This window comes from Mesorhizobium sp. BR1-1-15 (assembly GCF_020165475.1).
Taxonomy (GTDB): domain Bacteria; phylum Pseudomonadota; class Alphaproteobacteria; order Rhizobiales; family Rhizobiaceae; genus Mesorhizobium.
On sequence record NZ_JAIUIF010000001.1, the window covers coordinates 66,293 to 92,802 of the forward strand.

Below are 26,510 nucleotides of genomic sequence, written 5' to 3' on the forward strand. Positions count from 1 at the left end.
CTACGACAGCTCCGACGTGCGCCTGCGCACCACCACACCCAGTTCGTCGCTTTCGCGGGCGATGCGCAGACGCTCCTCGGCTTCGGTCGCCTCGCGCTGGCGGTCCCACATCGAGGCGTAAAGCCCGTGCTTGCGCATCAGATCGGCATGTGTACCGCGTTCGGCGATCTGGCCGTCCTTGAGCACGATGATTTCGTCGGCCGTGATCACCGTCGACAGCCGGTGGGCGATGACGATGGTGGTGCGGCCCCGGCTGACCAGGTCGAGCGCGGCCTGGATTTCCTGTTCGGTATGGCTGTCCAGCGCCGAAGTCGCCTCATCGAGCATCAGGATTGGCGGCGCCTTGAGGATGGTGCGGGCAATCGCCACGCGCTGCTTCTCGCCGCCGGAAAGCTTCAGCCCGCGCTCGCCGACCATCGAGCGGTAACCCTCGGGCAGCCGCTCGATGAAGGGGCCGATCTGGGCGAGTTCGGCCGCCTTGCGCACCTCCTCCTCGCTGGCGCCGATGCGGCCGTAGCGGATGTTGTAGGCGATGGTGTCGTTGAACAGCACGGTGTCCTGAGGCACCATGCCGATCGCCGCGCGCAGGCTCTCCTGCGTCACCTCCCTGACATCCTGGCCGTCGATCAGCACCTGGCCCGACTGGATGTCGTAGAAGCGGAACAGCAGCCGCGAGATGGTCGACTTGCCCGCGCCCGAAGGACCGACGATGGCGACGGTCTTGCCGGCCGGCACCTCGAAGCTGATGCCTTTCAGGATCTTGCGGTTCGGGTCGTAGGAGAAATGCACGTCACGGAATTCGACCTTGCCGGCCTCGATCGCGAGCGGCCTGGCATCAGATTTGTCGACGATCTCCTGCGGCACGTCGAGCAGGTCGAACATCTGCTCGATATCGGTGAGGCCCTGGCGAATCTCGCGGTAGATGAAGCCGATGAAATTGAGCGGCACCGAGAGCTGCATCAGCATGGCGTTGATGAAGACGAAATCACCGACGGTCTGCGTGCCACGTTGCACTTCGAGCGCGGACATGCACATCACGATGACCGTGCCCAGCCCATAGATGACGCCCTGGCCGAAATTCAGCCAGCCGAGCGACGTCCAGATTCTCGTCGCCGACATCTCGTAGCGCGCCATGGAGCGGTCGAAGCGCTCGGCCTCCATGGCCTCGTTGTTGAAATATTTGACCGTCTCGAAATTGAGCAGAGAGTCGATCGCCTTGGTGTTGGCGTCGGTGTCGCTGTCGTTCATGTCGCGGCGGATCGAAATGCGCCAGTCGCTGGCGCGAACCGTGAACCAGACATAGAGCCAGACGGTGACCGCCACCACGGCTACGTATTTCCAGCCATAGGTGTAGGCGAAGATGCCCGTGGTCAGCGCGAATTCGAGGATGGTCGGCGCCGTGTTGAGCATGATGAAGCGCACGATCGTCTCGATGCCCTTGGTGCCGCGCTCGATGATGCGCGACAAGCCGCCGGTGCGCCGTTCGAGATGGAAGCGCAGGGACAACTGGTGCATGTGGACGAAGGTGCGGAAGGCAAGCTGGCGCACCGCGTACTGGCCGACGCGGGCAAACAGCGCGTCGCGCAACTGGTTGAAGCCGAGTTGCACGAGCCGCACCACATTGTAGGCGACAACCAACATGACCGGGGCGAGCAGGAAGGCGGGCAGCGGCGGCGTCGATCTGCCGTCACCGGCCAAGGCGTCGGTCGCCCATTTGAAGAAATAGGGTCCCGCGACCAATGTCAGCTTGGCAACCACCAGCAGAATTGTCGCCCAGGTGACGCGCGCCCGCAGATCGGCACGATCCGCCGGCCACATATAGGGCCAGAGGTTAAGCAGCGTCTTGAAGGTCGGGGAATCGGCGGAGACGGTTTTTTCGGCCACTTTTCTTGCCTTTTGGGTGAGAGGGTCAGCGGCTGGTCGAGCAGGAAACGACGAGCGCGCTCAGCGAAGCCGACACGCCGGCAAGCGCGGCTTGGTCCACCTCGTAGCGCGAGCGCTGGCGGTCAGGCGCGAAGCGCACCAGCCCCGCCTCGACCAGGATCTTCAGATGCTGCGAGACGGTCGACTGGGCGAGATCGAGATGGTCGACAACGTCCCGACAGCAGCAGAAACCGCTGGCGGACAGGCGTTTCAGGATCTCGATGCGCGCAGGGTGCGAGAGCGCGGCGAAGCGGGCCGCGATGGAGTGGCTGTCGGTGGTGCAAGAGGTTGGCGCGCTCGTCGCGCGGTCCGGTTCAGGCAGGGATTCGGTCATCGTTCATCGGCGATAGACGATGAACGATGACGAGGCAAGCTGGCCGGATGGGGAGATTGCAGGCGGAGGGCTGCGAAGGATCGGCTTCGGAACGGCTTGCAGCCGCCCCGCTGACGCTTGCCTACTCCGTCTTCGCCGAATGCGTCGTCATCTGGTCACCCATCGCCTTGAGGTCGGCGGCCTCGCCTTCCTTCGACCGTGGCGGGACCTTGAACACCTGTCCCGGCCAGATGCGGTCGGGATTGCGGATCTGGTCCTGGTTGGCGAGATAGATGGTCGAGTAGCGCATGCCATAGCCGTAAACGCGCCGCGAAATCCGCCACAGCGTGTCGTGACGGCGGATGATCACGGCGCCGTTGGCATGTTCGAGCTTAGGTGAAACAGTCTCGGCCACATCGGAAGGCGGCGTGGCCACTGCATCGGCCGGAGCCGGTTCCGCCGGGTTGGCGGGCGCTTCAGCGGCAGCCGACGGTTCGGCAGACTTTGCATCGGCCGCCTTGGATCCAGCAGGCGCCACGGCGGCGACCGCCTCGCCCGGTTCGCGCTCGAACGGTACGGCGGCGCGGGCCACCACCTTCACCCCGTCGGCATCGAGGCCATCGACACGGATGGTGTAACTGCCGACCGGTACGTCGCGCCTCGCCTCAACCAGGAAATGGCCATTCGGCGATGTCTGCGCTTCGCCAAGCAGGATGTCGTTGGCATAGGCGCGCACCTTGCGGCCCGGGTCGGCGAGGCCGGCGACAAAAATCTTGCTGCCGTCAATCTCGACCGCTTCGACGACGATCTTGGGTTCGGCCACGGATGGCGCGGGCGGCGTTGTCGGCGCCGCAGGAGCAGGCGTTGCTTCGATGGCGGCGGACGCGCCTGGCGCCGGAGCCGCGGCTGCAGGCGCTTCCGGTGTTGTCTGCGGCTGGGGCACGGTCAGCAGTTCGGCCGGCTTGCCCGGTTCCTCGACCATGGCCAGCACCTGACCGCTCGCATTGGCGGGAATGGAGACGACGGCCGTCTGGGCCGAAGCGGTCACCACATCGCCGGCGGTGGAGCGCAAGGCAATCGTATAGTCACCGGGCTTCAGCGGATCATCGAGCACGATGACGAAGGCGCCATCGGGACCAGCGACCGTCGAGCCGATCACGGTCGAACCGTTGAGGATCTCGACCTTTGAATTGGGCGCCGCATTGCCGGCGACGACGATCGAACCATCGCCTTCAACGCGCACCACGTCGAAGGTCGGGGCGATCGGACCCGCGACGGCAGGCGCGGTTGCCTCAGAGGTGGGAGCGGACGGTGCCGCAGCCTGCGGCAGCCGCGCTTCCGTGCCCGGATTGGCCGGCTTCGGCGCCACAGGCGGAGCCTGCGCCGCGACGTCCGCCGGCGGCGTGCGATTGAAATATGGGTCGAGCGCGCCCGACACATAGGCGGTTCCCGCGACCGCAACGGTCCCACCCGCCGCGAACAGAAACGCCTTCAACGGATTGATCGCCATCTACTTCCCTGCCCCTTAGCCACCTAACGCCGGTCTAGCCTGTTTTACCATCACCGACAAGAAAAAGCCCGGACTTCTCGGCCCTTAGGGCTTGACCGCGCTTTCAGACCCAATCACCAATCATCGGCATGAATACGATTCGATCCGTCTGCGTGTATTGCGGCTCGTCTCCGGGCCGTGATGAAACCTATGTCAAGGCTGGTCACCTGCTCGGGCGATCGCTTGCGCGCTCCGGCCTCAGGCTGATCTATGGCGGCGGCACCAAAGGCATCATGGGCGCCGTCGCTGAAGGCGCGCTCAAGGCCGGCGGCAAGGTCACCGGCATCATTCCCCGCTTCCTGATCAACAGGGAAGCAACCGAAACCGCGCTAGACCGGCTCGACGAGCTCGTGATCACCGAAAACATGCACGAGCGCAAACATAAGATGTTCGAGAAATCCGACGCCTTTGTGGCGCTGCCGGGCGGCATCGGCACAGTCGAGGAGATCGTCGAGGTCATGACCTGGGCGCAACTTGGCCATCACCGCAAGCCGATCGTCTTCGGCAATGTCGGCGGATTCTGGGATCCGATGCTGGCGCTTATCGACCATATGGCAACCGAAGGCTTCATTCACACCGCACAGCGGGTCAAGCCGCTGGTCGTCAATGACCCCGAGGCAATCGTCGCCGCCATCATGGTGGCAGGCTCCTCGGTCGATGCGCCGACGGAGGGCGTGCAGTCGGTGATAGACAAGATGTAAGGCTGTAGCTGAAGACAGAACCTACTGCCCTACTGCCCTACTGCCCTACTGCCGGCCAGCCGCAGATCATCGATTACCGCCCGCCGATCCTGGCGCCGCCAGGCGAGATGGATCGAGACCTTGCGCTCAAACCATGGCAGGTCCCGAAACAGGATCCCGGGCGGCGCGGCGATGCGCAGGCTCGACTGGACGGTGGCAAGGCCGAGGCCGGCGCTGACAAGGCCGAGCGAGGTCAACGGGTCCGCCGTCTCATAGGCGATATCGGGCAGGAAACCCGCCTTGGCGCAGGCGGCCAGGAACTGGCCGCGATTGGTGTCGTCGGGCTGGCGCACGACGGTGATCCAGACGCGGCCGTCGAGATGGTGCGGCTGGATATCGGCCACTTCGGCGAGCGGATCGCCTTCGAGCATCGCCAGCGCCAGCGGCTCGTGGCGCAGCGGCATGCTGGCGACATCGGGATCGTCCGCGGCGGGCGGCGAATAGACCAGGCCCAGATCCAGCGACCGCTGCCGCAGCTCCTCGATCTGCGCCGCCGAGCGCAGGCTTCTCAACTGGAGATGAAAATCCGGCCGGTCGCGGCGGAATTGGCGCAGCATCGCGGCGACAAGCCCGGAATGCACGGCGCCTTCGACATAACCGATGGCAAGACGCCCGACAGACCCGCTGGCAAGGTTTCGACCAAGTTCCTCCAGCCGGCGCGCGTTCGACAGCAGCGCGCGGGCCTCGGCGAGAAAGGCGCGGCCCTCGGCATTGAGATGGACGCGCTGTTTTACCCGTTCGAACAGGATCACGCCAAGCTGCTGTTCAAGCTGCATGATCTGCCGGCTCAGCGGCGACTGCGAAATATGCAGCAGTTCGGCGGCGCGACCGACATTGCCGGTTTCCGCGACTGCGACGAAATATCTGATCTGGCGCAAGTCGAACATTTTTTGCTTCGCGGCATCCAGTCCCCAAAGGTCTCAACTTTAGCCTAATCGGTCTTTGACAGTCTGACCACCCAGCGCGATACCTGCTGTCATCAACCGCTGACAAACAGGAGACCGACATGCAGTTCTTTGCCCTTCTCACCCGCAACACCGAAAAGTTTACCGATGCCGATTTCGCGCCGCTGCTGCCCGGCGAGGCCGAGCAGCGGCGCACGCTCTATGCCCAGGGCGCGGTTCGCCAGGTCTGGAACCGTGGCGACATTCCCGGGAGCGGCATGATGTTCGAGGCGGCCAGCGATGCCGACGTGCGCAGTCATCTCGGCAGCTTGCCGCTGGTCAAGGCCGGCATGATGGACATTGCCGCAATCGTGCCGCTGAACCCTTATCCCGGTTTCGGTCCGAAGCGCTAAGTGTGGCAGTCGCAATGCGGTGGCGGCGAAAGGCGCCGCCGCACTGCCGCGGCCGCTCAAGAGAGTGTGATCGGCTGTCAAGGAACCGTCACACGAAACCCCGCCGCCCATGATAGATGTTGCAATCACGCGCCGCCAAGCGGTGCGATGCTCGAAATATGCATCCGGCACTACACCATGGATACTGCTCTCGCCCCGGAAGGCGCCGACCTGTCGCCCTACCTGCCAGACGAGCATGGGCTGTTCTTCATCTATCATTTCACCGCCGACGGCCTGCGCACCAAGGATGCCGCCGGCGCGCATTGGACGTGGCGCAGCTACCAGCTTTCCGACATGCGCGCACGCCACGAGATCGCCGCCGAACAGGCCCTGCCGGCGCCAGTGCGCGAGGCCTTCCTGTCCGCCAGCCATGGCTGCCACATCGACCTCGAGGATGACTGGCTCTACGGCGACCTGCCGGACCTGCGTCACGACTATTCGGCGGAAGCCGGCGGGCTCGGCCATTTCCGTTTCGCCCTCAACGACACCATGCTGGTCGGCGCCCGCAAGCAGCCCTTGCAGTCGGTCGACAATATCCGCAAGGCGATCGAGAACGGCTCGCGCAAGTTTCGCTCGCCGGCCGAGCTGATCGAGGCGGTCGTGGGCCAGTCGTTCGACGGCATGGCGGTGGAACTCGCTGCACTTGGCGACAGTCTCGACGGCATCGAGGACCGCATCGTCTGCGACGCATGGCACAATGAGCGGCAGGCGCTCGTCGATACGCGCCGGCACCTGGTGGTGATCCACCGGCAGATGGCGACCCTGATCAATCTGTTTCGCCATCTCGACCATTCGCACCGCAACGACCTGCCCGATTCGATCAACGACATGGCAGCACGGCTTTCGCACCGCGCGCAGACGCTGCACTATGATGGCGAGCAGTTGCAGGCGCGCGCCAGGCTGTTGCAGGACGAGCTGATGGCCAAGCTGACGACGCAGTCGAACCGGCTGCTCTACGTGCTGTCGGTGATGACCGCAGTGCTGTTGCCAATGACGATCATCTCGGGCCTGTTCGGCATGAATGTCGGCGGCTTGCCGCTGGTCAACACGCCGATAGGCTTCTGGGTGGTGACCGCGGTTTCGATGCTGATCGCCGGAGCGACCTATCTCTTCGTCAGGCGGCTCGGGCAGATGTAGCCCGGCGCGCCGTCGCCAGCATCGACCAGGAATACATGGCCAGCGCCGCCCAGATCAGGGCAAAGGCGACAGCCTGGGTGGTGTCGAACGGCTCTTTGAAGATCAGCACGGCGATCAGGAACACAATGGTCGGCGCAATATATTGCATGATGCCTATGGTGGAGAGACGCAAAAGCCTGGCGCCGAATGCGAACAGCAGCAGCGGCACCGCGGTCACCGGCCCGCAACCGGCCAGCAACGCCGCATCGACGCCGTTGCCGGAAACGAAATGGTCCTGTCCGGTGGCGATCAGCCAGGCGATATAACCCAAGGCCGGCACCGACAACAGAAGCACTTCGAGCAGAAAACCCTGGCTGGGGCCGATCGGCAGCGTCTTGCGGAAAAAACCGTAGGCGGCGAAGGAAAAGGCCAGCGCCAGCGATACCCATGGCAACTTGCCAGCCTCGATCGTCAGCACGGCGACCGCGATCGCCGCAAGCACCACGGCCGCGATCTGCAGCCGATCGAGCCGCTCGCCGAGCAGCAGGGCGCCGACCACGACGCTGACCAGGGGATTGATGTAATAGCCAAGGGCGGTTTCTACGGTGCGGTCGACGGCGATCGCCCAGACGTAGACGCCCCAATTGACCGAGATCAGCGCCGCCGTCAGCGCCGCCATGGCGATCGTGCGGGGCGAACGGATTGCCGCCTTGAAATCCGCCGTGCGGCCGGCCCAGACCAGAACCGCGGCGGCGATCGGCACCGACCAGACGATGCGGTGGGCAATCACCTCGGCAAGCGGCAGGTGCGCAACCGCTTTCATGTAGAAAGGCAGCAAACCCCACAAGAAATAGGCACCCAGCGCCAGCAGGAAGCCGCGGCGGGCTTTTGAAACTGCGTCCTGGGTAATTGCTTCAGCGGCCATGGCCCAACGCTATGGCCCAGTAACCTTGGCAAGACCATCGCAAAGTTCTGATGGATCAATGGACTTTCGCTGATGGTTCAAGCGGTGTGCCTTGCTCCGCTACACGCCTGCCAACGCAACGCTTTGTTCTACCGTGAGTAGGCTACCTCTCTAGAGGTGGCTCATAGCCCTCCCGGATTTCCCGCCCAGGCGGCGGCTGCGGTTTCTGTTCGTCACGCGGCCGTTCGTCTTCTTTGTCTTTGTCATCGCCCATTTCAATCACTCCTCAGCCAAAAATAAGATAGTGACCGTAAGTTATGATTCCGCAAGCGAAGGGCAACAAGCTCCAGGCAAACCAGCGTTTCGCCTGAAAATAATTTTCTGTTTTTTCGTCATTTGCCCGCGCATTGTGCGTCCCAAATAACACAAATTGACGTGTCACTGCGTCAGCAAATTCCCTCTCAGCTGCCTGATTATTCTCTCGATAATACGACTCCAACTCGGTATAATATTTCATCATTTCGCTCGGATAATCAACATATTTGTAGGTTCTGCCGTAAAATCCTATGAGCAGAAATAATATAGAACCCCCTAAAACAAATGCACATACCGCAAATAGAGAAAGTATCATCCTCTTGTCCGGATAGGGGTTCTTCTCACCAATATCACTTACGACAAAGACCATCGAGACAATAATTCCGGTGACGGCCGTCAGCATAACCCCGACAGAGCCGTCTAACTTATCCTTCCTTTCAATTTCAAAGGAGTACATCTCTTTGAAGAAGAGGTTGACGTCCATATCTCACTCCGCCGCCACCAGACCCGCCATGTCCCGGTTCTTCATCAGCTTGTAGATGATGGAATCCATCAGCGCCTGGAACGAGGCGTCGATGATGTTTTCGGAAACGCCGACCGTCCACCAGCGGGCACCGGTCGCATCATGCGATTCGATCAGAACGCGAGTGATCGCCTCGGTGCCGCCATTGAGGATACGCACCTTGAAGTCGGCGAGTTCCAGATCGGCGATTTCGCCCTGGTATTTGCCGAGATCCTTGCGCAGCGCGATGTCGAGCGCATTGACGGGGCCGTGCCCCTCGGCCACCGACATCTTCTCCTCGCCCTCGACCAGCACCTTGACCACCGCTTCCGACACCGTCTTCAACTGGCCATTGGCATCGAAGCGGCGTTCGATCATGCAGCGGAACGAGGTGACATGGAAGAACTCGGGCAAACCGTGCAGCATCTTGCGTGCCAGAAGCTCGAAGGAGGCGTCGGCGCCCTCATAGGCATAGCCGGAGGCCTCACGCTCCTTGACCACCGATATCAATGCGTCGAGCCGGTGATCGTCCTTCGGCACATCGATGCCGCGCCGCTTCAGCTCGGCCAGGAAATTGGCCTTGCCGCCCTGGTCGGAAACCATGACGCGGCGGCGGTTGCCAACCGCTTCCGGCGGCACATGCTCGTAGGTCGCAGGTTCCTTGGCGAGCGCCGAAGCGTGGATGCCGGCCTTGGTGGCGAAGGCTGAAGCGCCGACATAGGGCGCCTGCGCCTCCGGAGCGCGGTTCAAGAGTTCGTCGAAGGCGCGCGACAAGCGCGAAATGCCGGTAAGCGCCTCGGCGGAAATCCCCGTCTCGAAACGGTCGGCGAAGGCCGGCTTCAACGCCAGCGTCGGCACGATGGAGATCAGATTGGCGTTGCCGCAGCGTTCGCCAATGCCGTTCAGCGTGCCCTGGATCTGGCGCACGCCCGCTTCGACCGCGGCCAGCGAATTCGCCACCGCCTGGCCGGTGTCATCATGGGCATGGATGCCGAGATGGTCGCCGGGAATGCCCGCGGCGACGACCCTTTCGACGGTTGCGCGTAGTTCCGAGGGCTGCGTGCCGCCATTGGTGTCGCACAGCACCACCCAGCGCGCGCCGGCATCATAAGCGGTCTTGGCGCACGCCAGCGCATAATCCGAATTGGCCTTGAACCCGTCGAAGAAATGCTCGCAATCGACCATCGCCTCCTTCCCCGCGGCAATGGCGGCTTCCACCGAGGCCTTGATGGACTCCAGATTCTCCTCATTGGTGCAGCCGAGCGCCACACGGACATGATAGTCCCAGCTCTTGGCGACAAAGCAGATGGCGTCCGACCGCGACTGGACGAGTGCGGCAAGCCCAGGATCGTTGGAAGCCGACACCCCCGCCCGCTTGGTCATGCCGAAGGCGACGAACTTTGCCTGCGCGGTTCGCTTCTCCCTAAAGAAGGCCGTGTCGGTCGGGTTGGCGCCGGGGTAACCGCCCTCGACATAGTCGAGGCCGAATTCGTCGAGCAGCTTGGCGATGGCGATCTTGTCCTCGACCGAGAAGTCGATACCGGGCGTCTGCTGGCCATCGCGAAGTGTTGTGTCGAAGAGGTAGAGGCGTTGCTTTTTCATCGTCCTGTGGGCGCTTGAACGCCCCCCTCTGTCCTACCGGACATCTCCCCCTCAAGGGGGGAGATCGGCAGTTCGAATGTCCCGCCATCACCTGCGGCGCTGAAAATTTGCGAAACCCCAGGTGATGGCCAATCTCCCCCCTTGAGGGGGAGATGGCCGGCAGGCCAGAGGGGGGTGAGCGCCGACATCAGTTTTTCCCCACAAACCCATCCGTCGCCCGGATCAGCCGGTCCAATATACCCGGCTCGGAATAGGCATGGCCGGCACCCTCGATCAGGTGAAAATCCGCCTTCGGCCAGGCCTTGTGCAGCGCCCAGGCGTAGCGTGCCGGGCACGGCATGTCGTAGCGGCCGTGGACGATGGTGCCGGGAATGTCCTTCAACTTCCAGGCATCGCGCAGCAACTGTCCCTCCTCCAGCCAACCGGCATGGACGAAGTAGTGGTTCTCTATGCGGGCGAAGGCGACGGCGTAGTCGTCCTCACCAAACGGTCCGCTGGTCTCCGGCTCGGGCAAAAGCGTGATCGTCTCGCCTTCCCACAGGCTCCAGGCGCGGGCCGCCTCGATCTGCGCGTTTCTGTCGGACCCCACCAGCCGCTTGCGATAGGCGGCCATCATGTCGCCGCGCTCGGCCTCGGGGATCGGCGCCAGGAAGCGCTCCCACTTGTCGGGAAACATCTCGGAGACGCCGAACTGATAGTACCATTCGAGCTCGGGGCGGGTCAGCGTATAGATGCCCCGCACGACGAGCTCACTGACGCGTTGCGGGTGCGTCTCGGCGTAGGCGAGCGCCAGCGTCGAACCCCAGGAACCGCCGAAGACCAGCCATTTGTCGAAGCCGGCCATTTCGCGCAGGCGCTCGATATCGGCGACCAGGTGCCACGTGGTGTTGGCCTCCAGCGAGGCATTCGGCGTCGACTTGCCGCAACCGCGCTGGTCGAACAGGATGACGTCGTAGAGATCGGGATCGAACAGCCGCCGATGCTTTGGCGAGATGGTGCCGCCCGGCCCGCCATGCAGGAATACCGCCGGCTTGGCGCCTTTGGTGCCGGAGCGTTCCCAATAGACCTGGTGGCCGTCGCCGACGTCGAGCATACCGCTCTCGAAAGCTTCGATCTCGGGATAAAGCGTGCGCAGTTCAGAGCTCATAGTTGCAAACCTTTGGACGGCCAGTCCGTCGTTTCATGGTCGGGATGCTGGAAGGAGATGATCTCCTCCTGCCTAGCATAATAGTCTGGATCCTGGTGGACGGGCTGGTCGAAGATCGTCTCCACCCAAGGCAGCCGCCCGGCGTAATTGACCTGGATCTGCGGCGCCAGGTCGGAGCGATCGTCGAAGGCGCCGATGGCGATCTCCAGGCCGCCGGGCTGGCGGTAGGTCAGCGGCGTGCCGCAGCGGGCGCAGAAACCGCGATCGATGTTGACCGAGGACTGGAAATAGCTCGGCTCCTCACGTGTCCATTCGACGCCGTCCTTCGGCGCTGTCACCAGGGCGCCGAAAAAGGAACCGAACTGTTTCTGGCACATGCGACAGTGGCAGATGGACGGGCGTCCAAGCTTGCCCTTGATGCGGAAGCGCACGGCGCCGCACTGGCAGCCGCCGGTTCGAATGGTCTCGCTCATGATGTTTTCTCCGGCGGCCATTGCTCGGTGTCGTGGTCGGGATGCTGGTAGGAGACAAGCTCTGCCAGATAGGGGGCCGAACCCATATCCGCCATCGTATCCTCGCCCGGCAATTCTGGAATGGAATCCACGTAAGGCAGCTTTGCCTCGGTGCCCCACTGGATGGTCGGCGCGATATCAGCCGGAGCGTCGAACGCAGCAATCGCCAACGCCATGCCGTCCGGCGCCTCGAAAGTCAGCGGCGTTCCGCATTCGGCGCAGAAGCCGCGCCAGGCAGCGTTCGACGAGCGGAAGCGCTTGGGCTCGCCGCGCGTCCAGTCCACCTTGGCGCCGCGCACCGAGACCAGCGGAAGGTAGAAATTGCCGCTCGCCTTCTGGCACATGCGGCAATGGCAGACCGAGGCATCGCCGAGTGCGCCCTCGACGCGAAAGCGCACGGCGCCGCACTGGCAGCCGCCGGTGTAGATCGGCCGGTTGTCGAGGCTCATGGCAGGTCACTCCGCATCATGGCAGACGGCCTCGACATTGTTGCCGTCGGGATCGAAGACGAAGGCGCCATAGTAGTCCGCATGATAGTGCGGGCGCAGGCCCGGCCCGCCATTGTCCTTGCCGCCGGCGGCGAGAGCGGCAGCATGGAAAGCATCAACCTCGGCGCGGCTGCGCGCGGTGAAGGCAACGTGCTGGCGGGCCTTTTGCCCCTCCTTGCCTTCCTGCAGCCAGAACACCGGCCGATCGCGGCCGTAGCCACCGACCTTGGCGCCGCCGGTGTATTCCAGCGGCACCATATGGAGCAGCGAGGCGCCAAGCGGCGCCATCGCCTTGTCATAGAAAGCCTTCGAAGCCTCGAAATCGGCAACGTCGATGCCGAGATGGTCGATCATGAAACGAACTCCTCCGTTGCTGGTTCCGGCACTTCCGCGCCAGCCAGGCCGGCCGCAATCACGATATGCTGACAGACATTGTCGATATCGCGGATCACGTCATCGTTCCAGAAGCGCAGGGTGGTCCAGCCGAGCGCTGTGAGCTTGGCTGTTCGCGCGGTGTCAGACGCCGAGACCTCATGAGAGGCGTGCTGAGAACCATCCAGCTCAACGATCAGCTTCCTGTTAGGGCAAGCAAAATCGACGATGTAGCCCGCTATTGGCATTTGACGTCGAAACGCCAGCCCCATGAGTCGGTGTGCGCGTATCTCATTCCAAAGCTTCAGTTCGGCGTCGGTCATAGCCTTGCGCATCTTGCGCGCATTGCCTCGATTGACAGGAGACACACGATAATGGATCACGGCGAGGCGCCCCCCTCTGTCCTGCCGGACATCTCCCCCTCAAGGGGGGAGATCGGCAGTTTCGCTGACGGTGCCCAACCTCCAACGTCAGCGATTGGCGAAAGCCTCGGTGATATCCAATCTCCCCCCTTGAGGGGGAGATGTCCGGCAGGACAGAGGGGGGTGCTTCGCGCCAACCTCTCCATTCCCGCCACAAGAACAGTCGCCCTCACCGCTTCACCTCCCACGTCGTCACACGTTCGCCGGTGACCGGGTCCTTGCCGTCCTTCAGTTGTACGCCTTGCGCCAACAACTCGTCGCGGATGCGGTCGGCTTCGGCCCAGTTCTTGGCGGCGATCAATTCCAGGCGCCTGGCGATCGCCTTGGCGACCGCGGCTTCGTCGACCTTGGCCGCGCCGACATCGAAACCCAGGAAGGCAAGCGCACCCTTCAGCGAGGCCGCGGCGGCGTTTTCGCCATCGCCGCCGAAGTCGACCGCCTCGCCGGCCAACTGGGTCAAAACCTGGAAGGCGGCGTAGGTGGCGAGATCATCCGACAACGCCTGCACGACCTCGTCCGGCAATTGCCCGACCGCCGGCGCCAGATCGGCCGCGCGTTTCCACTTGCGCAGCGTGTTCTCCGCTTCCTCGAGCTTGCGCACGGAAAAGTCGATCGGTTCGCGATAATGGGTCATCAGCATAGCCAGCCTGAGCACCTCGCCGGGCCATTTGCGGCCGCCGAACGTTTCGGTCTCCAGCAGCTCGTTGATCGAGTAAAAATTGCCGAGGCTCTTCGACATCTTCTGCCCTTCGACCTGCAGGAAGCCGTTGTGCATCCAGATGTTGGCCATCACATCGGTGCCGTGCGCGCAGCGTGACTGGGCGATCTCGTTCTCGTGGTGCGGGAAGATCAGGTCGAGACCGCCGCCATGAATATCGAAGACCTCGCCCAGATAGGCGGCGGACATGGCCGAGCATTCGATGTGCCAGCCCGGCCGGCCCCTGCCCCATGGGCTCTGCCAGCCCGGCTCCTCCGGGGACGACAACTTCCACAACACGAAGTCGCCAGGATTCTTTTTGTGCGCCTCGACTGCAACGCGAGCACCCGCCTGCTGCTCGTCGAGATTTCGCTTCGACAACTGGCCGTAGTCGGGCATCGAAGCGGTGTCGAACAGCACTTCGCCTGCGGCAACATAGGCATGGCCGCGTTTGATCAGGCTTTGAATCAAGGTGATCATGTCTGCCTTGCCGTCGGCGCGGGGCTCGACGAACTCGGTGGCGCGCGGCTCGACTGTTGGCTCCAGGCAGCCGAGCGTCGCGACGTCCTTGTGAAATTGGCCCGCGGTCTTCTCCGTCACCCGCCTTATCGCCTCGTTGAGCGACAGTCCGCCGGCTGATATCTCGCCGCCGAAATCGCGCAGCGCGCGTGCGTTGATCTTATCGTCGACATCCGTGATGTTGCGCACATAGGTGACATGCATCTCGCCATAGAGATGGCGCAGCAGCCGGAACAGCACGTCGAAGACGATCACCGGCCTGGCATTGCCGATATGGGCGAAGTCGTAGACGGTCGGACCGCAGACATACATGCGCACGTTCAGCGCGTCGATCGGGACGAAATCCTGCTTCGCGCGCGTCAGCGTGTTGTAGAGGCGCAGGCCCTTCGATGCGTCAGACATTCCATGCCTTTCCGGTTCAGAACTTTTGCCTGGATGAAGCCAGTTCCGCGCCGAGGCGCAAAACGGACTCCAGCCTGCTGGCCGGGGCGTTTGTCCAATCTAGGGGAAGATGAGGCGAAAACGTCCGGACCAGCGCGAAGCTAGCCAATAATGCAAATGCCACAAATGGCGAAAGACGTTTTCATAGGCGGCTTTATCGCCTTGGCCAGTGTTGCCGTCAAGTCGCTTATCCCGAGAAAAACGACGCCAGAACCGGCAAATGCGTCGCCCGATCACACGGAATCAGCCACTGAAACATTTTATTAAACATGTCGGCACAGTCATGAAACATACGCCGGCTAGATCAACCTGCGTCACGATTTGGTCGGATTCGGCCGCCAAACGCAGACACGGAAACGTTATCTGGGAAGAGACACATGCCTCGAAGCAAGCAGGAAGCCAACCGCGCCAAGCAACCAGCGCTGGCAAACCATTATCGCGCAATCGGCCCGGCCGCGATCGTCGCCGCCCTGCTCCACACCGCGAAGAAGAAAAAGCCGGTGCAGAAAATCGTATCGCCCCGCGCTGCCTGAAGCAGTGCGCGATCGGCCCAAGGGTCGGAACGAGGCGCCAAACCGCACCTCGAACAGAGTTCCTGCTAAAACAGCGTCATCTGACTGTCGTCCGCGCCGGGTTTCCGGCGCTTGACCTTCTCGGGCTCGGGCCCGATCTCCCTCTTCTCCTGAATCTCCGGCCCGGTGTTGGCGACCTTGTTGACGAGGTCGGAGACCGGAATCGCTTCGAAGAAGTCGCGTTGCGCCGGCCGCAACAGGTCGGCGACGTCGCGCGGCTCAAGTCCGCGGCAATCGAGCCAGCGGGTGAAGTCTTCAGGTGCGATCACCACGGGCATGCGGTCATGGATATGCGCGATGTCGGCATTGGCCTCGACCGTCAGAACGGCGCCGGTGTCCAACTCCGAGCCGCCCGGTTCCGCATAGGTTTCAACCAGCCCGGCAAAGGCGACCAACCCGCCATGCCGCGGCCTGATCCAGTAAGGCTGCCCCTTCCTGCCGCCCGCCTCTCCGGGCCGCGCCTGGCGCCATTCGTAAAAACCTGATGCCGGCACCAGCGCCCGGCGATGGCGCATGGCGGCTTTGAACGAGGCCTTTTCGATCACGCCTTCGGAGCGTGCGTTGAACAGCAGCGGAAATTCGCCGACATCCTTTACCCAGGCGGGGATCAGGCCCCAGCGCACCAGCATCGGCCGGCGGTCCGGCAGGTTGGAACCCGGCGCCCGCGGCGGGCCTGAGATCGCCATCAGCACCGGCTGCGTCGGCGCTATATTGTAGCGCGTAGGAAACTGCTCCACCTCCGCCAGCCCGAGGAAAGCGGCTGTCTGGTCCGGTGTCGCGGTCAAGGCAAAACGTCCGCACATGTCTATTGGTCCTGATGTCCGGTTTCGAAAGTGGCGATGGAACAGCAGCACTGCAACCGCTAAAGCTGTCCGGCGTCGGCCGGTCCACAACAGGCTGCCGTAAATCAGGGCGATCGGATATCCATGGACGAAGTGCGAAAAGTCATTCCCGCGGTCTCGGTCGCCGTTGTGCGCGGCGACGCCGTGCTTCTGGTCAAGCGGGCGCGACAACCCTCGCAAGGGTTCTATGCATTCCCGGGCGGCAAGGTCGAAGCCGGTGAGACGCTGGAACAGGCGGCACGGCGCGAATTGCTGGAGGAGACGCAATTGCAGGCCGAAAACTACCGACGGCTGCGCGAAATCCTCATCGACGGCACGCTCGACGGGCATCCGGTCGATTACCTGCTGACGGTATTCGGTGCGGCCCATGCCGGCGGCGAGGCCGTGGCCAGCGACGACGCCGAGACCGCCGCCTTCTACACGCTGGCCGAAATGGCTGATCTGCCGCTTGCCGGTTCGGTGCTCGCGGTCGCCGAGGAACTGCTCGGACGGCCGTCGCAAACCCCTGAGCGACCCTGAAATCCGGAATTCGCCCGGCACAATCGCCTTGCAGGCGGCAAATTGTTTGGCCAGATTGACTTATGCGTTGCCTTCCTCTCCTTCTCGCGACATGCCTTGCCGTCAGCCCTGTGGCGGCACGACCGGCGTTCAGCGCCGAGGCACCCTTCGAACCGGGGCTGATGCGGCTGGCGGAGGTTCTGGGGTCGCTGCATTTCCTGCGCAATCTGTGCGGCGAAAAGGGCGACCAGTGGCGCGGCGAGATGCAGAAGCTGCTCGAATCGGAGAACCCGGATCCGCAACGGCGCGCCCGCTTCATCGCCAGCTTCAATCGCGGCTACCGCTCATTCGGCGGCACCTACACGCAATGCACCGCGTCGGCGACCGAAGCCATCGGCCGCTACATGAAGGAAGGCGAGACCCTGTCGCGCGACATCGCCTCGCGCTACGGCAACTAGCGCATATCGCCCAAAGTGCCCTCGCAAGAGCGCATCCGGCCTTCATCAACAGATATCCGGTCCATTGGCGACGACTGCGGGCATATCCAGCTTGTGTCGAGAACTGTCATGGTGCAATCCTTTTGTTGCGCTTATGCAACAGCGTTAATGAAACGTTAGCGCGCGGATGTGGAATTAACTCAAACTGAAGGTTTTCACCCCGCAGGCACGCCTAATCGGCTAAGTTTGACCAGGATTGAATGCAGCTTCGCAAGCGCAACCGGCCTCCTGTAAAGAACGATCAAAAAAATGTCGTATTTACAAAGACTTATTTGCGGCTGCGTGTAAACGGAACAGATCAAGCCTGATCCATCGACGGATCGCTGCTTGCAAGGGTGGACATCGCTTATGGAACATGGTGTCAACGACATCGACGCGCTGGTCAGGGAAGAAAAGCGCCTGACCGCGGTGGAGAGCCACAGCGAGGCCTGGGCCGAAGGTCTTTCGGCAGGCATAGAACCCGAGATCATCGCCGAAGCGGCGCTTGAAACCGCGTTCGGCGAAATGCTGCGCGCCAACGGCGAGACATCGGCCCTTGCCCTGCTCGACCGCATGCGTGAAAAGGTCATTGCTGGCGCCTTCGAACCCGAACGGCTGCGGCACTGAACCGACGTCCGGTTCTTTGACGGCAAATGCCGCTCGGGCATCATGCCCGGAAGCAGGGAGAAACGGGCAGTGGATTTTTCGATGTCAGGCAAGCCGCGCGGCTTGGTCCTTTGCATCTGTTTCGCCGCGTGCAGTGCCGCAATTCCCTTGGTTGCGTGTCTGGCAAGCAGCCCCGCTTATGCGCTGAGCGAGATCAAGCGCGAAGAATTCCCGTCGCCGGTCCAACCGATGGTGGACGACGACGTGTCGTCGCCGGGAAGCACCGTGCCGATACCCGATCCGGTCGGAACGCCATCTTCGACCAGCCAGCCAACCACTCCGGACAAGGCCGAGCCGGTCACCCCGCCGAACGGCGACGGTGCCACCAACAGGCCGCGCGTCGATCCCGACGCGCCCACGCCGGAGGTCGTCTACGACCTCGGCAAGCTGCCTGAACCGGTGCGGCGCATGCATGACCTGATCATCGAAGCCTGCGAGAGCGGCGACGTCGAAAGACTGAGGCCTTTGATCGGCAAGGGCGACGGCATGACCCAATTGTCACTGACCGACATAGATGGCGATGCCATTACCTTCCTCAAGGGGCTCTCCGGCGACCAGGATGGCCAGGAGATTCTTGCCATACTGGAGGAGGTGCTCAATGCCGGCTATGTCCATGTCGATGCCGGGACGCCACAAGAGCTCTATGTCTGGCCGTATTTCTTCGCTCTACCCCTGGACAAGCTCGACGCCAGGCAACGGGTCGAGCTGTTCAAGATCGTCACCGCGAGTGACTTCGACGACATGAAGCAGTTCGGCGCCTACATCTTCTACCGCGTCGGCATCACGCCCGCTGGGCAATGGACGTTTTTCGTCGCCGGCGACTGAAACTCGGACACGCGAGTGCCTATTCGTGCGGATCGCCTCGTCGAATGGCTGCATCGGGCCCGTTAATATTCCAGTTGCGGAGAAATCAGGAAGGAAACGAAACTTCAGCCAGTGGTCAAAAGAAGCCCTGGCCGAATTTTTCCGTCAGGTTCTGGATAAGCAGCCTTTCAGATGTTGTAAGGCGCTCTTGATCGACAAACCGCCAGTTGCGCTCGTAGATGGCGAAAGCTTCCTCGGCAGGAATCGGGCGCGTTGCATCGCGGCTCCAGACGAGTGCGTGTAGCTCCGGAAACTCAGCGGGGACAATCATTGGCGTGATATCTGTGCGCATAACCCACTCAACTTAGTGGATCGTGCCTAAGAAATCCAACGATGTGAAATGCCTATGCGGGCGGCGCTTCGGAGAACTCCACTGCCCTGCCCTGGCCCGGCGTCGCGATCTCGCCCTCCCACATGATGCGCTGGCCTCGAATGACAGTGCCGACCGGCCAGCCGGTGACTTCCTTGCCGTCATAAGGCGTCCAGCCGGCCTTCGAGCCGGCTTGTGCATTGGTGATGGTCTCGCGCCGCTTCATGTCGACGATTGTGAAATCGGCATCATAGCCGGCGGCGATACGGCCTTTCCTGGCCATGCCGAAGATGCGCTGCGGGCCGTGGCTTGAAAGATCGACGAAGCGCTGCAAGGTCAGCCGACCGGCATTGACATGGTCGAGCATGATAGGCACCAGCGTCTGCACGCCGGTCATGCCCGAGGGCGATGCCGGATATGGTTTTGCTTTTTCGGCCAATGTGTGCGGGGCATGGTCGGAACCGAGTACGTCGACAATGCCTTGCGCGATTCCGTGCCAGACGCCGTCGCGATGGCGCGGGGCACGGACGGGCGGGTTCATCTGGATCAGCGTGCCGAGCCGTTTGTAGTCGTCCGCCGACAGTGTCAAATGGTGCGGTGTCGCCTCGCAGGTGGCGACATCCTTGTGCTGTTCGAGGAACAATATCTCCTCGGCCGTGGAGATGTGCAGGACGTGGATGCGGGCACGGGCGGCCCGCGCGACGCGCACCAGCCGCTCGGTGCAGCGCAAGGCGGCGATCTCGTCGCGCCAGACCGGATGCGATGAAGGATCGCCCCCGATGCGCTCGCCAAGGCGTTCGCGCAGCCGGAACTCGTCTTCCGAATGGAAAGCGGCGCGGCGGCGGGTGTTCCTGAGGATCGAGGCGACGCCTTCATCGTCCTCGACCAGCAGGTCGCCGGTGGACGAGCCCATGAAAACCTTTATCCCGGCCGCGCCCGGCAGGCGCTCGAGCTCGGCGACATCGTTGGCGTTGTCGCGGGTGCCGCCGACCCAGAAGGCGAAGTCGCAGTGCATACGGCCGGTGCCGCGTCGGACCTTGTCGGCAAGCGTTTCTTCGCTGGTGGTTAATGGATTGGTGTTGGGCATTTCGAACACGGCGGTGACGCCACCGAGCACCGCCGCCCGAGATCCAGTCTCCAGATCCTCCTTGTGCTCCAGTCCCGGCTCGCGGAAATGCACCTGGCTGTCGACGACGCCCGGAAGGATATGCAGGCCCCGGCAGTCGATCGTCTCGCCGGCCGAGGCCTGGCGCAGATCGCCGATGGCGGCGATGCGCCCATTCTTCACGCCGACATCGCGTTGCCCCTCGCCGTCATGGTTGACCACCATGCCGCCTGTCAGGATGAGGTCGTAGGTGTTGGCCATGCTGATCGATCTCTTGCAGGGGAAGTGTCAGCGGCTTACGTAATGGCCATCTGTTTTGCAAGATCAGGCTTTTATCCGCCCCATGCCCTTTGCCCTGCTGAAAGACCGCGCGCTGATCTCCGTCTCCGGTCCGGATGCCGAACACTTCCTGCAGAACATCCTGACCACCGATCTCGACGCGCTCGGCGCCGGCGAGGCAAAACCGGGCGCGCTTTTGACACCGCAAGGCAAGATCCTGTTTGACTTCCTGATCTCACGGGCCGGCGAAAACGCGTTCCGCCTCGAATGCCGCGCCGAGATCGCTGACGATTTCGTACGCCGGCTGATGCTGTACAAGTTGCGCGCCAAGGTCGAGATTGCCAAATCCGAACAGACGCTTGTCTCCATTGCCTGGGGAAATGAGTCAGCTCCCTCACAAAAGGATTCAACCGTGCTGGCCGACCGGCGCTTTCGCGATGAAAGCGTCACCCGCTCCTATGGCAGCGCTCAAGAGACTGACGACGGTGCCGCATGGCAGGCCTTGCGCATCGCGCATGGCATTGCCGAGAGCGGCACCGACTACCAGCTCGGCGACGCCTTCCCGCATGACGTGCTGCTCGACGAGACCGGTGGCGTCGGCTTCAGGAAGGGCTGCTATGTCGGCCAGGAGGTCGTCTCGCGCATGCAGCATCGTGGCACGGCAAGGCGGCGGGTGCTGATCGTCAGGGCCGAACGGGCCTTGCCTGAGGCCGGCGCCGAATTGACCGTCGACGGGCGATCGGTGGGCACTCTCGGCTCGAATGCCGGCACGATCGGCCTCGGCATCGCCCGTATCGACAGGGTCAAGACAGCGCTCGACGCCGGCCAGCCGATCCTGGCCGGAGACGTGCCGGTTACGGTGGCCATTCCACCTTTCGCCAAATTCAGCTTTCCCCAGGAAGCCGCCGGCACGGAGGAGGCCTGATGGCGGCCGACCGCATCGGTGCGCCGCCACGCGCCTGGCAGCGCATGCTGTCCGGCCGCCGGCTCGACTTGCTCGACCCCTCACCCCTCGATATCGAGATTTCGGACATCGCCCACGGGCTCGCCCGCGTCGCGCGCTGGAACGGCCAAACCCGCGGCGAGCACGCCTTCTCGGTCGCCCAGCATTCGTTGCTGGTGGAAGCGCTGTTTTGCGACCTGATGCCCGATGCGCCGGCGGACGCCCGGCTTATGGCATTGCTGCACGATGCGCCCGAATATGTAATCGGCGACATGATCTCGCCGTTCAAATCGGTGATGGGCGGCAGTTATAAGGACTGTGAACTGCGCTTGCAGCGCGCCATCCATCTGCGCTTCTCGCTACCGCCGGAACCAGGCGCCGGCCTGCGCAAGGAGATCAAGCGCGCGGACCAGATCGCCGCCTATTTCGAGGCAACGCTGCTCGCCGGCTTTTCGACCGCGGAGGCGACCGAGTTCTTCGGTCGTCCACGCGGCTTCAGTGCCGAGCGCTTCGATTTCACGCCGCGCTCGGTAACCTGGGCACAGAATGCCTTCCTGAAGCGTTTTTCCGCGATCGAGAAGTCGCGGCGCAAGGTTGCTACGGCGTAGGGTAGAAAACGCTAAATTAACCGGAACAGCCGACAGTGCGGTGTTCGATCACGAGCCGCAGGCACGCTCATGCCCGTCGTTGACGACAAGGATGGTTCGACCGTCCCTGAACAGGGGGCCGAAGGCGTGGATCGTCGTGATATGGAAGACGAACTGCGCGAACAAAACGAACGCTTTTCGGCCGCCGTCGAGAACATGTCGCATGGTCTTTGCATGTTCGACGCCGACGAGCGCATGATCATCTGCAACGGCAACTATATCAACATCTTCTGCCTCGACGCCAACGTGGCGCAGCCGGGCATCCATTTCATCGACATCCTGCGGCACAGCGTCGATGTCGGCATCGCCTCGCAAAGCGCCGAAGAACTTTACGCCATCCGCAAGCCCTATATCGATGGAGCGAAACCCTCGACCTATGAGGAGGCGCTCTCTGATGGACGCATCATCAGCATCTCGCACCGGCCATTGGCATCGGGCGGCTGGGTTTCGATCTACGAAGACATCACCGAGCAGCGGCGCGCCGAACAGGATCTCAAGGAACAGCATCGCCGCTTCGACGCGGCGCTCGCGAACATGTCGCAGGGCCTGCTGATGTATGACGCCGGCGGCAGGCTGATCGTACGCAATCAGCGCATCCTGGAGCTTTATGGTGTGACCGAGGCGGATCTGCCGCTCGGCATGACTCACCGCGAACTCCTCGAACGGCTGGTGCGGCTTGGCGTCTATGCGCCCATAGATGTCGAGGACGAAGTTTCGAGGACCGAGGCTCGCGTGCTGGCCGGCCAGACGCGGTCGACCCCCCGCCGGCTCGCCGACGGACGAACGCTGATGGTTGCCCGCCGGCCGATGAGCGGCGGCGGCTGGGTCGCCACTTTCGACGACGTGACCGAGAGCAGGCTTGCCGAGGAGCGCATGACCCATCTTGCGCATCACGACGTGCTGACCGGGTTGCCCAATCGCTCGGTGTTTCGCGACCGGCTCGACCGGGCACTGGAGGATGCGGCCGCGGGACCGCTGGCAATCTTCTCGCTCGACCTCGACCGCTTCAAGGTCGTCAACGATACGCTGGGACATCCGGCTGGCGACCGGCTGCTGAAAGGCGTGGCCGCAAGACTGCTGCGCTGCGTGGACAACGACGCAGATATCGTCGCCCGTTTTGGCGGCGACGAGTTCGTGATCGTCCAGTTCAACGTCGAGGGCCTGGCCAGCGCGGAAAAACTGGCGAAACGCATTGTCGAGGCCATCGCCAAACCATTTCATGACAAGAGCCGGGACATGCATGTTGGCGTCAGCGTTGGCATCGCGCTTTCTCCCGGCGATGGCAGGGACGCCGATACATTGCTGACAAACGCCGACATGGCGCTCTACCGGGCAAAAAGCGAAGGGCGCAACCTGTACCGTTTCTTCGAGCCCGGCATGGATGCCACGGTGCGCGCGCGCCGGGCGCTCGAAGCCGATCTCGATACGGCGCTGCCGAGCCGGGAATTCGATCTCGATTTCCAACCGATCATGGCCATAGCTTCGGGCGAGATTGTCGGCGCCGAGGCCCTGATGCGCTGGCATTCGCCGTCGCGCGGCACTGTGGCGCCGGACGAATTCATTCCGGTCGCCGAGGAAACCGGGCTGATCGTGCCGCTTGGCGAATGGGCGCTGAGAAAGGCCTGTGCGACGGCGGCAGCCTGGCCACCTGGCCTGCGCATTGCGGTCAATGTCTCCGCCGTGCAGCTCAAAAGCGGCGGCTTTGCTCGCAGCGTCATCTCCGCCCTGGCCTTTTCAGGCGTGCCGGCCGGACGACTGGAACTGGAGATCACCGAAACCGTGCTGATGGACGAGAGCAAAGCCGTCCTGAAGACGCTGCGACAGTTGCGTGAACTCGGCATCCGCATCGCGCTCGACGACTTTGGCACCGGCTATTCCTCACTCGGCTATCTCAGGCGCTTTCCCGTCGACAAGATCAAGATCGATCGTTCCTTCATCTCCGACATCGGCAATCTCGACACCGCAGCGATCGTGCGCACCATCATCGGACTGGGCGCCGAACTGGGCATCACCGTCACCGCCGAAGGCGTAGAAACCGAAGCACAGCTCGACATGCTGCGCCGAAACGGCTGCGTGGAGGCGCAAGGCTATCTGATCGGCGTGCCGTCAAAGGCGGCGGAGATTCAGCACCTGTTGAAATCGAGCGCGGTGCGCAGCCAGACCGGCTGACGCCATAAATCAGCGCAGCGTCTCGATGTATTTTTCATGGAAGCCGATATAACCCGGCTCGACAACCTTCAGATGCCGCTCGATCAGCGCATGAAACTCCGGCAACCGGTGGAAGGGCACGCCCGGATAGGCGTGATGCTCGGCATGGAAGGGCATGTTCCAGGCAAGCTTGCGCACAGCCCAGTTGGTCAGCGTCGTCCTGGTATTCTCCAGCATGTTTGCGACGAAGGGGCAGCGGCCATGCTCGGCCAGCAGATAGAGCCGCAGGAACGGCTGGCCGAGCAGCGCGGGAAAGATCCAGACATGGAGCAGCACCTTCGCCTTGAACCACAGCGCGAGCATCAGCACGACGGCGTAGAAGGCAATCATCGCGCGCGCCTCGGCGCGTACCTTCGGACGCCCCTTGGGGGGCACGTAGCTGTCCTGGCAACGTCCCACAGCATTGGCGTAGAGCGTCTTCAAATGCCCCAACCACACTGGAAGTCCGGAAACGTGGACCAGGTACTGCCGCCAGGTTTCCGGCTTCGGGAAAGCCAGTTCCGGATCGCGTTCGGGATCCTGTGTGAAACGGTGATGGGCGAAATGGAAATAGCGGAACCAGTCGGCCGGCAGCGCGATCGCCAGGCTGCAGACACGCGCGACTGCGTCGTTCAGCCATTGCCTTTCGAAAGCCGTGCGATGCACCGTCTCATGCAGCAGCGTGAACAGGAACACGATCAGTATGCCTTGCGGCAGCATCAGCAGCGGCCAGAACGGCACCTTGGCGGCGATCAACGATCCGAGGAGCAGGATCGCGCCGAGGTGGAAAGCGAGCTGAACAAGGCCGGGCCCATCCGACTTGCCGGTTAGCCGGCTGCGCTCCTCATTCGTCAGCGAGGCGATCACGTCACGATGATCCATAGGGGCATTCCGGCTGATTGAATTCATTCGGTCAGCATACCCCAGCAAGAAACCTTTCTAACAACGAGGATTTCTGCAATATAGATAAGCTGAGCTTATCTTTTTGGTCACCGCCATGGTTGCACTGCCATCGTTGCGAGGTCTTCAGGCCTTCGAGGCGGCTGCGCGCACCGGCAGCTTCGCCGCGGCGGCGGAAGAGCTATCGGTCTCGGCCGCCGCAGTCAGCCAGCTCATCCGCATCGTCGAGGAGCAAGTTGGCCGCAAGCTCTTCCACCGCGCCAACCGGCGTGTCGTCCTGAGCGAGGCTGGCGTCGAGATGCTGCCTCGATTGACCATGGCCTTCCAGGAAATCGGCAGCGTCTCGCGCCAGCTTGCAGGCGATGCGTTCCGCCCGCGGCTCGTTGTCTCGGTCCCTCCGTCCATGGCCATGGGCTGGCTTTCCGAGCGCCTTGCCGGCTTCATCGCCATCCACGGTGCCGTCGACATATCTCTCAGGGGCGATGACGACCCGGTGTCGTTCGACCGCGACCTGATCGACGTCAGGCTCTCCTACGGTCCGCACTATCGTGAGCACCCGATCGAGGACATTGTCCAGGACGCGGTCTATCCCGTCTGCGCGCCAAAGCTTGCCAGCGTGCTGAAGGCGGATGGCGGTCCGCTCGCCGGGCTGCCCCTGATCCACACCGACTGGGGACCGACCGGCGCATCCTTTCCCTCATGGCGCAGCTGGTTCGAGGCGGCCGGCATCGCGCCTGGGCGCGGCATTCAGCGCGGCCTATCGGCAAACTCCTCGCGCGCGGCGCTCGACCTCGCCATTTCGGGACTGGGCGTGGCGCTGGCGCAAGGGATCTATTGCGCCGAGGCCGTGGAGGACGGCCGGCTGGTCCGGCCTGTCGCCAAGGCGATTGCGCTGCGCCAGCCCTATTGCCTGACGATTCCGCAGCGGAGCGCAAGAAGGGACGTCGTGGCGGCGTTCCGTGACTGGCTGGTCGATGAATGCCAGCGCGCGGTGGGCTCGCCGGCGCTCCGCTGAGCCGGCAAGCGGCGATGGTCAGAGGTGCCCGCTCAATGCCTCGACCATGTCCTTGTTCGCCGCCACGGGCACGATCTCGAACTCCACCAGATCCGCCCACTCGATCACCCAGCGCTGCAGCAGCGTGACGTCGTCGGTCTCCACCAGCAGGAAACAGCGGCTCATGTCCGCCGCGATCCAGCTATGGTGCACCAGAAGCTCCTCGGGGTTCAGGCGACCGTAATCGCGGAAGCGGCGGTAGATCTCCTTGCGGTCGCAGCCGCGAAAATCCTCGGTCACCAAAAACAGCATCTCTGCCCCAATCGGAT

Annotated in this window: 30 protein-coding genes; 12 read left to right on the plus strand and 18 right to left on the minus strand. The window is 62.9% G+C overall.

The features are described from left to right. From LB541_RS00335 to LB541_RS00345, 3 genes are all read right to left on the minus strand, one after another. Window positions 1-1,884 carry an ABCB family ABC transporter ATP-binding protein/permease gene (locus LB541_RS00335; protein WP_140494512.1) on the minus strand — a complete coding sequence of 628 codons (1,884 nt, stop codon included), beginning with the start codon at window positions 1,882-1,884 and terminating at the stop codon, window positions 1-3. Window positions 1,885-1,909: 25 nt separating this feature from the next. After that, complete coding sequence (locus LB541_RS00340; RefSeq protein ID WP_140494514.1) at window positions 1,910-2,257, minus strand: ArsR/SmtB family transcription factor; 348 nt, start codon at window positions 2,255-2,257, stop codon at window positions 1,910-1,912. A gap of 121 nt (window positions 2,258-2,378) precedes the next feature. Next, window positions 2,379-3,746: a LysM peptidoglycan-binding domain-containing protein gene (locus tag LB541_RS00345; protein ID WP_140517828.1), complete on the minus strand. Its 1,368-nt coding sequence runs from the start codon at window positions 3,744-3,746 to the stop codon at window positions 2,379-2,381. Window positions 3,747-3,874: 128 nt separating this feature from the next. Here LB541_RS00345 and LB541_RS00350 point away from each other — a divergent pair, with 128 nt between their 5' ends. Beyond that, entirely contained in the window at window positions 3,875-4,486 is a 612-nt protein-coding gene (locus LB541_RS00350) for a TIGR00730 family Rossman fold protein (RefSeq protein ID WP_140517827.1), read from the plus strand. Window positions 4,487-4,515: 29 nt separating this feature from the next. Here LB541_RS00350 and LB541_RS00355 read toward each other — a convergent pair whose 3' ends face one another. Then, on the minus strand, window positions 4,516-5,412 hold the full coding sequence (locus LB541_RS00355) for a LysR substrate-binding domain-containing protein (RefSeq protein WP_224617572.1): 897 nt from the start codon (window positions 5,410-5,412) through the stop codon (window positions 4,516-4,518). A 119-nt stretch (window positions 5,413-5,531) separates the two neighbouring features. Here LB541_RS00355 and LB541_RS00360 point away from each other — a divergent pair, with 119 nt between their 5' ends. Further along, entirely contained in the window at window positions 5,532-5,822 is a 291-nt protein-coding gene (locus tag LB541_RS00360; RefSeq protein ID WP_140555775.1) for a muconolactone Delta-isomerase family protein, read from the plus strand. Window positions 5,823-5,999: 177 nt separating this feature from the next. After that, the gene (locus tag LB541_RS00365) at window positions 6,000-6,998 is read left to right on the plus strand and encodes a transporter (RefSeq protein WP_224617573.1); all 999 of its coding nucleotides are present in this window, start codon (window positions 6,000-6,002) and stop codon (window positions 6,996-6,998) included. On the opposite strand, the gene rarD is transcribed toward LB541_RS00365, so the two are convergent. The 9 genes from rarD to cysS form a co-directional block, all read right to left on the minus strand. Further along, complete coding sequence (gene rarD / locus LB541_RS00370) at window positions 6,976-7,902, minus strand: EamA family transporter RarD (RefSeq protein WP_140494526.1); 927 nt, start codon at window positions 7,900-7,902, stop codon at window positions 6,976-6,978. The two genes, LB541_RS00365 and rarD, sit on opposite strands and share 23 nt — an antisense overlap. Before the next feature lie 265 nt (window positions 7,903-8,167). Next, complete coding sequence (locus tag LB541_RS00375; protein ID WP_140494528.1) at window positions 8,168-8,680, minus strand: hypothetical protein; 513 nt, start codon at window positions 8,678-8,680, stop codon at window positions 8,168-8,170. A 3-nt stretch (window positions 8,681-8,683) separates the two neighbouring features. Further along, entirely contained in the window at window positions 8,684-10,300 is a 1,617-nt protein-coding gene (gene cimA / locus LB541_RS00380; RefSeq protein ID WP_140494530.1) for a citramalate synthase, read from the minus strand. 187 nt (window positions 10,301-10,487) lie between these two features. Continuing rightward, on the minus strand, window positions 10,488-11,447 hold the full coding sequence (pip, locus tag LB541_RS00385) for a prolyl aminopeptidase (protein ID WP_140517824.1): 960 nt from the start codon (window positions 11,445-11,447) through the stop codon (window positions 10,488-10,490). Beyond that, window positions 11,444-11,920, minus strand: a complete 477-nt coding sequence (locus LB541_RS00390; RefSeq protein WP_140520673.1) for a GFA family protein — start codon at window positions 11,918-11,920, stop codon at window positions 11,444-11,446. The genes pip and LB541_RS00390 overlap by 4 nt, the downstream gene beginning before the upstream one ends. Then, window positions 11,917-12,408: a GFA family protein gene (locus LB541_RS00395; protein WP_140494536.1), complete on the minus strand. Its 492-nt coding sequence runs from the start codon at window positions 12,406-12,408 to the stop codon at window positions 11,917-11,919. Before LB541_RS00395 ends, LB541_RS00390 begins: the two co-directional genes overlap by 4 nt. Window positions 12,409-12,414: 6 nt before the next feature. Further along, window positions 12,415-12,801 carry a VOC family protein gene (locus LB541_RS00400; RefSeq protein WP_224617575.1) on the minus strand — a complete coding sequence of 129 codons (387 nt, stop codon included), beginning with the start codon at window positions 12,799-12,801 and terminating at the stop codon, window positions 12,415-12,417. Next, complete coding sequence (locus tag LB541_RS00405; protein WP_246674178.1) at window positions 12,798-13,142, minus strand: endonuclease domain-containing protein; 345 nt, start codon at window positions 13,140-13,142, stop codon at window positions 12,798-12,800. The genes LB541_RS00400 and LB541_RS00405 overlap by 4 nt, the downstream gene beginning before the upstream one ends. 268 nt (window positions 13,143-13,410) lie before the next feature. Then, on the minus strand, window positions 13,411-14,859 hold the full coding sequence (gene cysS / locus LB541_RS00410; RefSeq protein ID WP_224617577.1) for a cysteine--tRNA ligase: 1,449 nt from the start codon (window positions 14,857-14,859) through the stop codon (window positions 13,411-13,413). Between the two features lie 416 nt (window positions 14,860-15,275). On the opposite strand from cysS, the gene LB541_RS00415 reads away from it, so the two are divergent. Further along, window positions 15,276-15,431: a hypothetical protein gene (locus tag LB541_RS00415; protein ID WP_140494544.1), complete on the plus strand. Its 156-nt coding sequence runs from the start codon at window positions 15,276-15,278 to the stop codon at window positions 15,429-15,431. A 65-nt stretch (window positions 15,432-15,496) separates the two neighbouring features. Here LB541_RS00415 and LB541_RS00420 read toward each other — a convergent pair whose 3' ends face one another. Beyond that, window positions 15,497-16,273 carry an SOS response-associated peptidase gene (locus tag LB541_RS00420; protein ID WP_140517820.1) on the minus strand — a complete coding sequence of 259 codons (777 nt, stop codon included), beginning with the start codon at window positions 16,271-16,273 and terminating at the stop codon, window positions 15,497-15,499. A 123-nt stretch (window positions 16,274-16,396) separates the two neighbouring features. Between LB541_RS00420 and LB541_RS00425 the strand changes: the two genes are divergently transcribed. The 4 genes from LB541_RS00425 to LB541_RS00440 all read left to right on the plus strand — a co-directional run bounded on the left by LB541_RS00425 (window position 16,397) and on the right by LB541_RS00440 (window position 18,777). Then, window positions 16,397-16,831, plus strand: coding sequence for an NUDIX hydrolase (locus LB541_RS00425; protein WP_140494548.1), 435 nt, complete (start codon window positions 16,397-16,399; stop codon window positions 16,829-16,831). Window positions 16,832-16,893: 62 nt separating this feature from the next. Next, window positions 16,894-17,268: a TIGR02301 family protein gene (locus LB541_RS00430; protein WP_140494550.1), complete on the plus strand. Its 375-nt coding sequence runs from the start codon at window positions 16,894-16,896 to the stop codon at window positions 17,266-17,268. Between the two features lie 387 nt (window positions 17,269-17,655). Next, window positions 17,656-17,913 carry a hypothetical protein gene (locus LB541_RS00435; protein ID WP_008874920.1) on the plus strand — a complete coding sequence of 86 codons (258 nt, stop codon included), beginning with the start codon at window positions 17,656-17,658 and terminating at the stop codon, window positions 17,911-17,913. A 69-nt stretch (window positions 17,914-17,982) separates the two neighbouring features. Further along, window positions 17,983-18,777 carry a hypothetical protein gene (locus LB541_RS00440; protein WP_181167196.1) on the plus strand — a complete coding sequence of 265 codons (795 nt, stop codon included), beginning with the start codon at window positions 17,983-17,985 and terminating at the stop codon, window positions 18,775-18,777. A gap of 115 nt (window positions 18,778-18,892) precedes the next feature. On the opposite strand, the gene LB541_RS00445 is transcribed toward LB541_RS00440, so the two are convergent. Continuing rightward, window positions 18,893-19,108: a hypothetical protein gene (locus tag LB541_RS00445; protein WP_140555786.1), complete on the minus strand. Its 216-nt coding sequence runs from the start codon at window positions 19,106-19,108 to the stop codon at window positions 18,893-18,895. 52 nt (window positions 19,109-19,160) lie between these two features. After that, entirely contained in the window at window positions 19,161-20,492 is a 1,332-nt protein-coding gene (locus tag LB541_RS00450) for a dihydroorotase (protein ID WP_140555787.1), read from the minus strand. Window positions 20,493-20,574: 82 nt separating this feature from the next. On the opposite strand from LB541_RS00450, the gene LB541_RS00455 reads away from it, so the two are divergent. The 3 genes from LB541_RS00455 (at window position 20,575) to LB541_RS00465 (ending at window position 24,269) form a co-directional block, all read left to right on the plus strand. Further along, window positions 20,575-21,435, plus strand: coding sequence for a YgfZ/GcvT domain-containing protein (locus tag LB541_RS00455; protein WP_140520678.1), 861 nt, complete (start codon window positions 20,575-20,577; stop codon window positions 21,433-21,435). Next, a complete protein-coding gene (locus tag LB541_RS00460) occupies window positions 21,435-22,061 on the plus strand; it encodes an HD family hydrolase (protein WP_224617586.1) in 627 nt (208 codons plus the stop codon). Before LB541_RS00455 ends, LB541_RS00460 begins: the two co-directional genes overlap by 1 nt. A 69-nt stretch (window positions 22,062-22,130) precedes the next feature. Beyond that, window positions 22,131-24,269, plus strand: coding sequence for a putative bifunctional diguanylate cyclase/phosphodiesterase (locus LB541_RS00465; protein WP_140686394.1), 2,139 nt, complete (start codon window positions 22,131-22,133; stop codon window positions 24,267-24,269). 9 nt (window positions 24,270-24,278) lie between these two features. Here LB541_RS00465 and LB541_RS00470 read toward each other — a convergent pair whose 3' ends face one another. Beyond that, the gene (locus tag LB541_RS00470; protein WP_140520680.1) at window positions 24,279-25,169 is read right to left on the minus strand and encodes a fatty acid desaturase family protein; all 891 of its coding nucleotides are present in this window, start codon (window positions 25,167-25,169) and stop codon (window positions 24,279-24,281) included. 115 nt (window positions 25,170-25,284) lie between these two features. Here LB541_RS00470 and LB541_RS00475 point away from each other — a divergent pair, with 115 nt between their 5' ends. After that, on the plus strand, window positions 25,285-26,202 hold the full coding sequence (locus LB541_RS00475; protein WP_140520681.1) for a LysR substrate-binding domain-containing protein: 918 nt from the start codon (window positions 25,285-25,287) through the stop codon (window positions 26,200-26,202). A gap of 18 nt (window positions 26,203-26,220) precedes the next feature. On the opposite strand, the gene LB541_RS00480 is transcribed toward LB541_RS00475, so the two are convergent. Continuing rightward, a complete protein-coding gene (locus LB541_RS00480) occupies window positions 26,221-26,493 on the minus strand; it encodes a DUF3303 domain-containing protein (protein WP_140520682.1) in 273 nt (90 codons plus the stop codon). Between the last annotated feature and the right edge of the window lie 17 nt (window positions 26,494-26,510).

Coding starts and splice junctions, on each gene's coding strand:
- LB541_RS00340 (WP_140494514.1), bottom strand. CDS start 2,257: ATGACCGAATCCCTGCCTGAACCGGACCGCGCGACGAGCGCGCCAACC.
- LB541_RS00345 (WP_140517828.1), bottom strand. CDS start 3,746: ATGGCGATCAATCCGTTGAAGGCGTTTCTGTTCGCGGCGGGTGGGACC.
- LB541_RS00350 (WP_140517827.1), top strand. CDS start 3,875: ATGAATACGATTCGATCCGTCTGCGTGTATTGCGGCTCGTCTCCGGGC.
- LB541_RS00355 (WP_224617572.1), bottom strand. CDS start 5,412: ATGTTCGACTTGCGCCAGATCAGATATTTCGTCGCAGTCGCGGAAACC.
- LB541_RS00360 (WP_140555775.1), top strand. CDS start 5,532: ATGCAGTTCTTTGCCCTTCTCACCCGCAACACCGAAAAGTTTACCGAT.
- LB541_RS00365 (WP_224617573.1), top strand. CDS start 6,000: ATGGATACTGCTCTCGCCCCGGAAGGCGCCGACCTGTCGCCCTACCTG.
- rarD (WP_140494526.1), bottom strand. CDS start 7,902: ATGGCCGCTGAAGCAATTACCCAGGACGCAGTTTCAAAAGCCCGCCGC.
- LB541_RS00375 (WP_140494528.1), bottom strand. CDS start 8,680: ATGGACGTCAACCTCTTCTTCAAAGAGATGTACTCCTTTGAAATTGAA.
- cimA (WP_140494530.1), bottom strand. CDS start 10,300: ATGAAAAAGCAACGCCTCTACCTCTTCGACACAACACTTCGCGATGGC.
- pip (WP_140517824.1), bottom strand. CDS start 11,447: ATGAGCTCTGAACTGCGCACGCTTTATCCCGAGATCGAAGCTTTCGAG.
- LB541_RS00390 (WP_140520673.1), bottom strand. CDS start 11,920: ATGAGCGAGACCATTCGAACCGGCGGCTGCCAGTGCGGCGCCGTGCGC.
- LB541_RS00395 (WP_140494536.1), bottom strand. CDS start 12,408: ATGAGCCTCGACAACCGGCCGATCTACACCGGCGGCTGCCAGTGCGGC.
- LB541_RS00400 (WP_224617575.1), bottom strand. CDS start 12,801: ATGATCGACCATCTCGGCATCGACGTTGCCGATTTCGAGGCTTCGAAG.
- LB541_RS00405 (WP_246674178.1), bottom strand. CDS start 13,142: ATGACCGACGCCGAACTGAAGCTTTGGAATGAGATACGCGCACACCGA.
- cysS (WP_224617577.1), bottom strand. CDS start 14,859: ATGTCTGACGCATCGAAGGGCCTGCGCCTCTACAACACGCTGACGCGC.
- LB541_RS00415 (WP_140494544.1), top strand. CDS start 15,276: ATGCCTCGAAGCAAGCAGGAAGCCAACCGCGCCAAGCAACCAGCGCTG.
- LB541_RS00420 (WP_140517820.1), bottom strand. CDS start 16,273: ATGTGCGGACGTTTTGCCTTGACCGCGACACCGGACCAGACAGCCGCT.
- LB541_RS00425 (WP_140494548.1), top strand. CDS start 16,397: ATGGACGAAGTGCGAAAAGTCATTCCCGCGGTCTCGGTCGCCGTTGTG.
- LB541_RS00430 (WP_140494550.1), top strand. CDS start 16,894: ATGCGTTGCCTTCCTCTCCTTCTCGCGACATGCCTTGCCGTCAGCCCT.
- LB541_RS00435 (WP_008874920.1), top strand. CDS start 17,656: ATGGAACATGGTGTCAACGACATCGACGCGCTGGTCAGGGAAGAAAAG.
- LB541_RS00445 (WP_140555786.1), bottom strand. CDS start 19,108: ATGCGCACAGATATCACGCCAATGATTGTCCCCGCTGAGTTTCCGGAG.
- LB541_RS00450 (WP_140555787.1), bottom strand. CDS start 20,492: ATGGCCAACACCTACGACCTCATCCTGACAGGCGGCATGGTGGTCAAC.
- LB541_RS00455 (WP_140520678.1), top strand. CDS start 20,575: ATGCCCTTTGCCCTGCTGAAAGACCGCGCGCTGATCTCCGTCTCCGGT.
- LB541_RS00460 (WP_224617586.1), top strand. CDS start 21,435: ATGGCGGCCGACCGCATCGGTGCGCCGCCACGCGCCTGGCAGCGCATG.
- LB541_RS00465 (WP_140686394.1), top strand. CDS start 22,131: ATGCCCGTCGTTGACGACAAGGATGGTTCGACCGTCCCTGAACAGGGG.
- LB541_RS00470 (WP_140520680.1), bottom strand. CDS start 25,169: ATGGATCATCGTGACGTGATCGCCTCGCTGACGAATGAGGAGCGCAGC.
- LB541_RS00475 (WP_140520681.1), top strand. CDS start 25,285: ATGGTTGCACTGCCATCGTTGCGAGGTCTTCAGGCCTTCGAGGCGGCT.
- LB541_RS00480 (WP_140520682.1), bottom strand. CDS start 26,493: ATGCTGTTTTTGGTGACCGAGGATTTTCGCGGCTGCGACCGCAAGGAG.